General features: G+C 72.8%; 10 protein-coding genes. 4 read left to right on the top strand and 6 right to left on the bottom strand.

Annotated elements, in window-relative coordinates; translation table 11 throughout:
- Window positions 1-120: 120 nt before the first annotated feature.
- From BAW75_RS04540 to trmB, 3 genes are all read right to left on the bottom strand, one after another.
- On the bottom strand, window positions 121-768 hold the full coding sequence (locus BAW75_RS04540; protein WP_104112750.1) for a hypothetical protein: 648 nt from the start codon (window positions 766-768) through the stop codon (window positions 121-123).
- 119 nt (window positions 769-887) lie between these two features.
- Entirely contained in the window at window positions 888-3,392 is a 2,505-nt protein-coding gene (locus BAW75_RS04535) for a DEAD/DEAH box helicase (protein ID WP_104112749.1), read from the bottom strand.
- A 61-nt stretch (window positions 3,393-3,453) separates the two neighbouring features.
- Window positions 3,454-4,140 (bottom strand): tRNA (guanosine(46)-N7)-methyltransferase TrmB, encoded by a 687-nt coding sequence (gene trmB / locus BAW75_RS04530; protein ID WP_043325070.1) that lies wholly within the window; start codon window positions 4,138-4,140, stop codon window positions 3,454-3,456.
- 79 nt (window positions 4,141-4,219) lie between these two features.
- Between trmB and BAW75_RS04525 the strand changes: the two genes are divergently transcribed.
- Together BAW75_RS04525 and BAW75_RS04520 are read left to right on the top strand one after the other, a co-directional pair.
- On the top strand, window positions 4,220-4,801 hold the full coding sequence (locus BAW75_RS04525; RefSeq protein WP_043325069.1) for a hypothetical protein: 582 nt from the start codon (window positions 4,220-4,222) through the stop codon (window positions 4,799-4,801).
- A gap of 248 nt (window positions 4,802-5,049) precedes the next feature.
- Window positions 5,050-5,841, top strand: a complete 792-nt coding sequence (locus tag BAW75_RS04520; protein ID WP_244206011.1) for a class F sortase — start codon at window positions 5,050-5,052, stop codon at window positions 5,839-5,841.
- Between the two features lie 103 nt (window positions 5,842-5,944).
- On the opposite strand, the gene BAW75_RS04515 is transcribed toward BAW75_RS04520, so the two are convergent.
- From BAW75_RS04515 to BAW75_RS04505, 3 genes are read right to left on the bottom strand one after another with little or no spacing between them, the layout of a single operon-like run.
- Complete coding sequence (locus tag BAW75_RS04515) at window positions 5,945-6,259, bottom strand: antibiotic biosynthesis monooxygenase family protein (RefSeq protein WP_043325067.1); 315 nt, start codon at window positions 6,257-6,259, stop codon at window positions 5,945-5,947.
- A gap of 25 nt (window positions 6,260-6,284) precedes the next feature.
- The gene (locus tag BAW75_RS04510) at window positions 6,285-7,082 is read right to left on the bottom strand and encodes an exodeoxyribonuclease III (protein WP_104112747.1); all 798 of its coding nucleotides are present in this window, start codon (window positions 7,080-7,082) and stop codon (window positions 6,285-6,287) included.
- A gap of 37 nt (window positions 7,083-7,119) precedes the next feature.
- A complete protein-coding gene (locus BAW75_RS04505) occupies window positions 7,120-8,040 on the bottom strand; it encodes a proteasome assembly chaperone family protein (protein ID WP_104112746.1) in 921 nt (306 codons plus the stop codon).
- A 393-nt stretch (window positions 8,041-8,433) separates the two neighbouring features.
- On the opposite strand from BAW75_RS04505, the gene BAW75_RS04500 reads away from it, so the two are divergent.
- Window positions 8,434-9,279 (top strand): peptidase M23, encoded by an 846-nt coding sequence (locus tag BAW75_RS04500; protein WP_104112745.1) that lies wholly within the window; start codon window positions 8,434-8,436, stop codon window positions 9,277-9,279.
- A gap of 93 nt (window positions 9,280-9,372) precedes the next feature.
- Window positions 9,373-9,519, top strand: coding sequence for a hypothetical protein (locus BAW75_RS32225; RefSeq protein ID WP_166456378.1), 147 nt, complete (start codon window positions 9,373-9,375; stop codon window positions 9,517-9,519).
- Window positions 9,520-9,563 lie beyond the last annotated feature (44 nt).

The following is a 9,563-nucleotide window of genomic DNA, read 5'->3' as shown; positions in this document are numbered from 1 at the left end:
CCAGTGACGTGCAGGAACGGGGTCACCCGGACCAAGCCGACGGATCCGCTCCAGGACAGCAACGTCGGTCAGGCGGTGAGTCAGACCAGGCCGGGTGACCCCACCCCTACATCCTCACTGTCAGGCGGCGGTGGACCAGATGGCGCGGAACGCGGCTGCCTCACCGGCCAGCCACTGCTCGATCTGCTCGGGCTTGACGTCGGCGGGCATCCGGTGCGCCTCGCCGCGCCGCACGGCGAGCGGGACCGGCTCGGCGTGCGGCAGCACCGCGTCCATGTGCCGGGCCATCAGGTGCAGCGTGGCCAGGGTCGCCTCCTCGCTCGGCGGCGCCTCGTCGAAGTGCAGCCGGATCGCCTCGGCCCGGCCGTCGGCGTACCGCACACCGAACTGCGGGTTGATCTTCACGGGCAGGTCACCCAGCATCGCCAGCGCGTCGCGGGTCTGCGCCAGGTCGACGCCGGCCGGCTCGCCCAGCGACTGCAGCCAGCGGGTCGCGCCCGGCACCAGCGCCTCGTAGAGCGGGCGCCAGCGCGGCTTGACCAGGTCGGCGACCTGCGCGAGGTGGGTGCCGCCGGTGTGGAACGCGACGTCGGCCTTGAGCGCCTTGACGAACTGGCCGTGCGGGTTGAAGCCGTGCCGGCTGGCCCGCTGACGGCGCAGCCCGCCGACGAAGGTGGCCTTGGTGGGCCCGGTGCGGTCGACGTACCGGGTGAATCCGAGGAGGGTGGCGTAGGGGGTGACAGGGGTCGCGGAGGTGGGCGCAGTCACGAGCATCCTCCCAGGTCAACAGCTCGATTAGTACATACATTCTAATCGACAGGTCTGACATCGCCCAGGGCACGAAAAGGGCCGCCCGGACATCCCGGGCGGCCCTTTTTCGCGTAGTCCTACAGCTGGCCCACGTCGGTGATCCGGACCGCCGCCGCGCCGGTCTCGTCGGAGGCGGCGAGGTCGATCTCGGCGCTGATGCCCCAGTCGTGGTCGCCGTCCGGGTCGTCCAGGATCTGCCGTACGGTCCACTTCTCGCGGCCCTGTTCGATCATCAGCAGCGCCGGTCCGCGTGCGTCGGGCCCCACCCCGATCGCGTCGTACGTCTCGAAGTACGGCTCCAGCGCGGCGGGTGAGGCGTCGGCGTTCCAGCCGTCGCCGGCGTCCAGCTCGCCGAGCAGGTCCCAGCGGCGCAACGCGGCCAGCTCGACGCGACGGAACATCGCGTTGCGCACCAGCACCCGGAACGCCCGCGCGTTGCGGGTGACAGCCGGCGGCCGGTCGTCCAGCGAGGCGGCGACCTCGGCCACGTCCGACGGGTTGCGCAGCCGCTCCCACTCGTCGATCAGGCTGGAGTCGACCTGGCGGACCAGCTCGCCCAGCCACTCGATGAGGTCGACCAGCTCCTCGGTCTTCGCGTCCTCGGGGACGGTCTGCCGCAGCGTCTTGTACGCGTCGGCGAGATAGCGCAGCACCAGCCCCTCGGAGCGGGACAGCCCGTAGAACTGGACGTACTCGGGGAACGTCATGGCCCGCTCGTACATGTCGCGGACCACCGACTTGGGGGAGAGCTGGTGGTCGGCGACCCAGGGGTGGCCCTGCCGGTACATCTCGTACGCGGACTCCAGCAGCTCCGCCAGCGGCTTGGGCCAGGTCACCTCGTCGAGCAGTTCGAGGCGTGCCTCGTACTCGATGCCTTCGGCCTTCATCGCGGCGACCGCCTCGCCGCGGGCCTTGAACTGCTGCGCGGACAGCACCTGGCGCGGGTCGTCCAGGATCGACTCGATCACACTGAGCACGTCGAGCGCGTACGACGGTGACTCCCGGTCGAGCAGTTCCACGGTGGCCAGCGCCAGCGGTGACAGCGGCTGGTTGAGCGCGAAGTCGAGCTGGAGGTCGACGGTGAGGCGTACCCGGCGGCCGGTCTCGTCCGGCTCGGGCAGCTCCTCGACCACGCCGCCGGCGCGCAGCGCGCGGTAGATGGCGATGGCCCGGCGGATGTGCCGGCGCTGCGCGGCCGGGTCCTCGTGGTTGTCGGTGAGCAGGTGCCGCATCGAGGCGAACGCGTCGCCGGGGCGGCCGATCACGTTGAGCAGCATCGAGTGGCTGACCTGGAAGCTGGACGTGAGTGGCTCCGGCTCGGCCTCGACCAGGCGCTGGAACGTCGGCTCACCCCAGCCGATCGAGCCCTCCGGCGGCTTCTTCTTCACCACCTTGCGACGCTTCTTCGGGTCGTCACCGGCCTTCGCGAGGGCCTTCTCGTTCTCGATCACGTGCTCGGGGGCCTGCACCACGACCCGGCCCAGCGTGTCGAACCCGGCCCGCCCGGCCCGGCCGGCGATCTGGTGGAACTCGCGGGCCTTCAGCAGGCGCGTCCGCACCCCGTCGTACTTCGAGAGACCGGTGAACAGCACGGTGCGGATCGGCACGTTGATGCCGACGCCGAGCGTGTCCGTACCGCAGATGACCTTGAGCAGGCCGGCCTGGGCGAGCGTCTCGACCAGGCGGCGGTACTTCGGGAGCATGCCGGCGTGGTGCACGCCGATGCCGTGCCGGACCAGCCGGGACAGCGTCTTGCCGAAGCCGGAGGTGAACCGGAAGTTGCCGATCGCCTGGGCGATCATGTCCTTCTCGGCGCGGGTGCAGACGTTCACGCTCATCAGCGCCTGGGCGCGTTCCAGCGCGGCGGCCTGCGTGAAGTGCACCACGTACACCGGGGCCTGCTTGGTCTCCAGCAGTTCCTCGAGCGTCTCGTGCAGCGGCGTGGTCGCGTACGAGAAGAGGAGCGGGACCGGCCGCTCGGCCGAGCGGACGACGGCGGTCGGCCGCCCGGTGCGCCGGCTCAGGTCGTCGACGAAGCGGGTGGTGTCGCCGAGCGTGGCCGACATCAGCACGAACTGGGCCTGCGGCAGCTCGATCAGCGGCACCTGCCACGCCCAGCCCCGGTCCGGCTCGGCGTAGAAGTGGAACTCGTCCATGACCACCTGGCCGACGTCGGCGCGGCGGCCCTCGCGCAGCGCCAGGTTGGCCAGGATCTCCGCGGTGCAGCAGATGATCGGCGCGTCCGCGTTGACGCTGGCGTCGCCGGTGAGCATGCCGACGTTCTCGGCGCCGAAGACCTCGCAGAGCGCGAAGAACTTCTCCGAGACCAGCGCCTTGATCGGCGCGGTGTAGAAGGTCGTGCGATCGTCGGCCAGCGCGGCGAAGTGCGCCGCGATCGCCACCAGGCTCTTGCCCGAGCCGGTCGGCGTATTCATGATCACGTTCGCGCCGGAGACGATCTCGATGACCGCCTCCTCCTGATGGGGATAGAGATTCAGGCCGCGCTCGGACGCCCAGGAGGCGAACGCGTCGTAGAGGGTGTCGGGATCGGCGGTCTTCGGCAGCGCGGCGGTGAGAGTCATGGCGGCTCCCATCGTGCCTGGATCACACCGCGCCGCGCCAACCGGGTTCAGCGCAACGGGTTCAGCGCCGCCGGTGGATCAGGTCGAAGACCTCCCGGCCCGCGGTCAGCGCGCGGCGCTCGAACTTCGTCACCGGCCGGTGCGCCGGACGCGGCGCGTAGCCGCCGTGTACGTCGACCAGCTCCGGGTCGGCGGTGAGCGTCTCGCGCATCGACCCGGCGTACTCGGCCCAGTCCGTCGCGCAGTGCAACGTGCCGCCCGGCGCCAGCCGGGACCGCAGCAGCGCCACGTGCGCCGGCTGAATGATCCGCCGCTTGTGGTGGCGTGTCTTCGGCCACGGGTCCGGGAAGAAGACGTGCACCGCGTCCAGGCAGCCCTCCGGCATGGCCCGGACCAGGTCCAGGGCGTCGCCCTCGGCCACCCGTACGTTGTCCAGACCGTGGCGTTCCACCAGGTCGAGCAGGTTGGCGATTCCCGGCGTATGGACCTCGACCGCCAGATAGTGTCGGTCCCGGTCGGCCGCCGCCATGGCGGCGGTGGCGTCGCCCATGCCGGAGCCGATCTCCAGCACCAGCGGCGCCCGCCGTCCGAACAGCGCCGCCGGATCGCACGGCCCGTCGAGGGCGGCGATCCTGAGGCCGTACGCGGGCCAGAGCCGGTCCAGCGCGTCGCGCTGCCGGTCGCTCATCCGCCCGCGACGCGGATGGAAGGTGCGGATGCGGGCGGCGGGAAGGTCGGTGAGGGTCACAACGAGCCGAGCCTAGCCCGGATCGGATGTGATGTGCGGCCGGGGGTGAGAGGATTCATCCCGTACGCCGGGAGGGGTCATGGGGTCGTTCAGGGTACGTGAGGCGCTGCTGGTCGCGGTCGCCGCGTGCGCCGCCCCGCTGGTCGGCGCGCTGCCCGCCCAGGCCGCGCCGCGCGCCGCCGAGCCGGTGCCGGAACAGCCCCCGGCCGACGTGATCTTCGTGGAGGTCACCCCGGGCACCGTGTCGCCCGGCTACCTGGTCGGCATCCGGGCGAGCTGCCGGAACAACACCGTGCCGGCGATCGTCACCTCGGACGCGTTCGGCAAGATCCAGGTGCAGCCGCAGCGCGGCCTGCTCACCGCCACGCCGATGGTGCACGAGCGCACCCGGCCCGGCAACTACCGGGTCAAGCTGGAGTGCCCGGGCGGGGAGACCGCCTCCACCATGCTCCAGGTGGTCAAGCAGGGGCAGCCCACCCGGCAGCCGACCCACCCGCCCAGTCACCTGCCCAGCCGCGGCCCGGCGACCGGGTTCGGCGGCACGGCCGGTCCCGGCCTCGGCGGCCTGCTGGTGCCGGTCGGACTGGCAGTGACCATGGTCGGCGCCGGGCTCGGTGTGGCCGCGTCCCGCCGCCACGCCCGTGGCGCCGCCGGACGCTGAGGCCCGCCATGGCCGAGCACTTCGTCCCTCCGTCCGCCGGTTCCCGGCGCTCCGGCTGGCCGTTCGTGGCTCTGCCCCCGCCCGCCGCGCCGCCCACGGGCTCGGCCCGGCCGTCCCGGGCCGGGCCGCCCGCCGACGTCGCCCGGTTCTCCAGGGCTGATCCGGCCGCCGCGCCCCGGACCGGCCCGCGCTCGGGGAGTGGGTCTGCCGCCGGGACGGGTCCGTCCGCCGGGACCGGGTCGTCTGCCGTGCCGGTCTCCGGGGCGCGGCCGTGGATGCCGCCGCCCGCCGCGTCGCGACCGTGGTATCCGCCGTCGGCCGATCCGCCGGCCCTGCGCCCACGCCCCGCCGGGCCGCCGCCGGTCGAGCCGCCACCGGCGTCGCCGGGCGGGCGGGGCCGGGGCCGGGGCTCCTGGTCGAAGCCGCTGGCAGTGGTGCTGGTGCTGGTCGGTGTGTTCGCCACCGGGGCCGGGCTGGGGCGCACGGCCGGGCCGTTCGACTTCGCCGACGCGTCGACCGAGTCGAGCGGATCGGGCGGTTCGGGCGCGGCGGCGGCCCCGGCGAGCGCTGCCGCTCCGGCCCGGAAGCCGGCGAGCCGGCCGGTACGCCTGGCGGTGCCGGCCATCAAGGTCAACGCGCCGGTCACCCCGGTCGGGCAGGCGAAGGACGGCTCGGTGGACGTACCGCCGCTGACCGAGCACGACCAGACCGGCTGGTACGACAGGGGAGCGGTGCCCGGCGACCCGGGTCGGGCGATCATCGTGGGCCACGTCGACACCAAGAGCGGCCCGGCCGTGTTCTACCGGCTGCGCTCGCTCAAACCGGGCGCCCGGATCCAGGTGACCCGCGCGGACCGCAGCGTGGTGACGTTCAAGGTGGACAGCGTCGAGTACTTCGACAAGGCGAACCTGCCGGCCGCGCGGGTCTACGGCGACTCAGGTCCGGCCGAGCTGCGCCTGATCACGTGCGGCGGCGAGTGGGTCGGCGGCCGCACCGGCTACCAGGACAACGTGATCGTCTTCGCGTCCCTGGCATCCTGACGGGCCACCGCCCCGTCGATCATGAGGTTGGCGGTGACAAAACGGACGTCGAGCGCCGCTAACTTCATGATCGACGGAGAAGGGGGATGGGGAGGGGGAGGGGTCAGGGCTTGGCGGGGACCTGCTGGACGACCTCGAACTCCAGCAGGTTCGCGCCGGTGGCGACCGGCTTGCGCGGCTCGCCGCCCTCGGCGTGCGCGGCCCGGGACGGGCCCTGCGCCCACGCCTGGTACGCCTCCTCGCTCTCCCAGCGGGTGTACACGAAGTAGCGGCTCTCCCCGGCGACCGGGCGCAGCAGCTCGAAGCCGAGGAAACCGGGGGAGTTCTCCACCGCGCCGGCCCGGGCCGCGAACCGCTTCTCCAGCTCCTCGCCGGCGCCGGGCGGGACGTCGATCGCGTTGATCTTCACGACTGCCATACGTCCACCCTAACGAGCCTCGGACTCAGAACGTCTCGACGGCCGGCGTCAGGTCGGCGTCGACCACTACCGGGGCGTGGTCCGAGGGACCCTTGCCCTTGCGGGCCTCCCGGTCCACGTACGCGGAGCGGACCGCGCGGGCGAACGGCGCGCTCGCGTACACCAGGTCGATCCGCATGCCCTTGTTCTGGTGGAACATCCCGGCCCGGTAGTCCCAGTACGTGAACGGGTGCGGCCCCTTCATGGGCGTCGGCACCACGTCCTCCAGCCCGAGGTCACGCAGCGCGGCCAGGGCGGCCCGTTCGGCCGGGGTGACGTGGGTGGAGGTGGCGAACAGCGCGGGGTCCCAGACGTCGGCGTCGGTGGGCGCGACGTTGAAGTCGCCGCAGACGGCCACCGGCAGGGGCCCGGCGACCTCCGGTTCCAGGGCGTCGCGCAGCGCCGCGAACCAGGCCAGCTTGTACGCGTAGTGCGGGTCGTCCGGCGTGCGGCCGTTCGGCACGTACACCGACCAGACCCGCAGCCCGTCGCAGGTGGCCGAGATGGCGCGGGCCTCGGGTTCGGGGAAGCCGGGCTCGCCCGGGAAGCCGACCGCCACGTCGGTGAGCCCGACCCGGGACAGGACGGCGACACCGTTCCACCGGCCGTCGCTGTGGCTGGCCACCTCGTAGCCCAGCTCGCCCACCTCGGCGACCGGGAACGCCCCGTCCGGGCACTTGGTCTCCTGCAGGCACACGACGTCGGGTTTCGTGGTGGCCAGCCAGTCGAGCAGCCGGGGCAGGCGGGCCTTCACCGAGTTGACGTTCCAGGTCGCCAGGCGCATGGCCCCAGCCTGCCGCATCGCCGCCCGTCCCGCCGCCTCAGCGCTCCGGGGTGTCGCCGGGGCGGGTCTGCTCGGCCAGGAAGCGCTCCAGCTCGGCGCCGAGCTCGTCGGCCGTGGGCAGCGGACCGGTTTCGCCGGCGAGCAAGCTCTTCTCGCCCCGGCCGCGGGCGAACGCGTCGTACTGCTCCTCCAGCGCCCGCACCAGCGTGGCCGCCTCCTCTGTCTGGGTGACCTGGCGGTCGATCTCCACCCGGACCGCCTCGGCGGCGGTGCGCAGGTCCTCGACCGGCAGCAGCAGGCCGGTGCTGCGGGACACGGCGGACAGCAGCGCCTCGGCGGCGGCCGGGTACTCGGCCTGGGCCACGTAGTGCGGCACGTGCGCGGCGAAGCCGAGGGCGTCGCGGCCCTGCTCGCCGAGGCGGTACTCCAGCAGGTGGCCGACGCTGGCCGGCACCTGTACCTTCTGCAGCCACGGCTCGTGGCCGGCGATCAGGTCCTTGCGCGTGGCGTGCGCGGTGACGCCGCTGGGCCGGGTGTGCGGCACCGCCATCGGGATCGAGTTGAGCCCGACGGTGAGCCGGACGTCGAGGCGGGCGCAGAGGCCGGCGACGGCGGCCACGAAACGCTCCCACTGCAGGTCCGGCTCGGGGCCGGTGAGCAGCAGGAACGGGGTCTCGTCGTCGTCGCGCAGGAGGTGCAGCTCCAGCGCCGGGGCGTCGTAGTCGGCCCAGTGGTCCTCGACGAACGTCATCACCGGGCGGCGCGAGCGGTAGTCGAAGATCTGGTCGACGTCGAAGCGGGCGATCGTCCGGGCGTCGAGCGAGGTGAGCAGCTGTTCCCGGGCGAGCCGGGTGGCGTTGCCGGCGTCGACGAAGCCGGTGAGCGCCTGGATCAGCACCGGCTGGCCGAGCTCGGGCAGCTCGTCGGTGAGTTCGTAGAGCTCGTGTGGATCGAGCACCGGTGGGGTCCTCCCTGTCGACGCGTACGGGGGAGCGCCGAACGTGCGGTCTCCCCGGTTCGGCAAACGTACCGGGGGGTGTGGTCCATTCCGTTACGGACACCTCTGATGCCCGGATGGTGATCACGATTCGGCTACGCCCCGGTCCGGCGGCCGACATCCGGATCGTCCGAACGGACGAGTTAGTCGATCATCGGGCGGGAGCGGGACATCTACGAGGTTCGTGCCGGGAGAGTTTCGGCGCGTGGCCGGCGGGTGATTCGCCGGGTTCCCGAGGTCTGTGGTGGGCTGGGCGCGGCAGGCCGCGAGTGTCCGGCCCGGGTCGGCCGAAGTGTGGCGAGGGCCACTCGATAGGCCTGGGTGATCCCGGTTTGCCCTGCCTAGCCTCGTCGGATGCGTAGCGACGGCACCCTCGACGACCCGTTCGGCTCCGGCCGCCCGGCCGACCGTTCGGACGATACCCCCTCCACCAACCGTTCGACGAGGCTCCAGGGACTCTTCCGGCGTACCCGCTTCTGGGCCCCCATGAACCCCCGGCCCGGCCGGACCAGGCTCGCGGTCGCCACCGGCGCGGCCTGCTGCCTCGGCCTGGTCGGCGTCAGCCAGGCCGGCTTCGGCGCGCCGGAGCGCGCCGCCGCCCCGGCGCCCTCGGCGGAGGTCGCCGAGCGCACGGAGGCCGACGTCGCCTCCCGCGCGAGCGCCCGCCCGACCACCGCGCCGACCACCGCCGCCCCGTCCGCGACGGCGAGCCCGAAGGCGACCGCCAAGCCCAAGCCGAAGCCCACGAAGACGGTCCGGCAGATCGTCCCGGTCGCCGGCCTGGACCGGACCCAGATGAACAACGCCAAGAAGATCGTGCAGGCCGGCAAGGAGATGGGCGTGCCGCGCCGGGCCCTGGTCATCGCGGTGGCGACCGCCATGCAGGAGAGCACGCTGCTCAACTACGCCAGCGGCGTGCTGCCCGAGTCGCAGAACTACCCGCACCAGGCCATCGGCTGGGACCACGACTCGGTCGGGCTGTTCCAGCAGCGGCCGAGCAGCGGCTGGGGCACCGTCGAGCAGCTCATGGACCCGGAGTACGCGACGAAGGCCTTCCTGTCCGCGTTGGAGGAGATCCCCGGCTGGCAGGACCTGCCGCTCTCGGTGGCCGCCCAGGCGGTGCAGATCTCGGCGTTCCCGGACGCGTACGCCCAGCACGAATGGCGGGCCGGCGAGGTGGTGGCCGAGATCCTGGGCTGAGCCGGACGAGTGGTTGCCGAAGGGTCGATTCGGGTATCACGGGGCTTGCCGGTCCCAGGTACACATGAAGGGGACCGCGGGACGGAGGACACCATGTCGCTGATGCAACGGATCACCGCCTTCCTGCGGTCGCCGCGGGGCCAGCAGTTGGTCGACCGCGGCCGGCGTGAGATGTCCAAGCCGGAGAACCAGGCCCGGCTGCGGCAGATCGCGACCCGGCTGCAGTCGCGCCGGCGCTGACCCGCGTCACCCCCGCCGCACGAGCCCCCGGAGCCCTTCGTGAC

The sequence above is a fragment of the Micromonospora chalcea genome, from assembly GCF_002926165.1.
Classification (GTDB): Bacteria; Actinomycetota; Actinomycetes; order Mycobacteriales; family Micromonosporaceae; genus Micromonospora; species Micromonospora chalcea.
The sequence above is the reverse complement of the archived record's forward strand: the minus strand, read 5'-3'. Positions and strand labels throughout refer to the sequence as shown.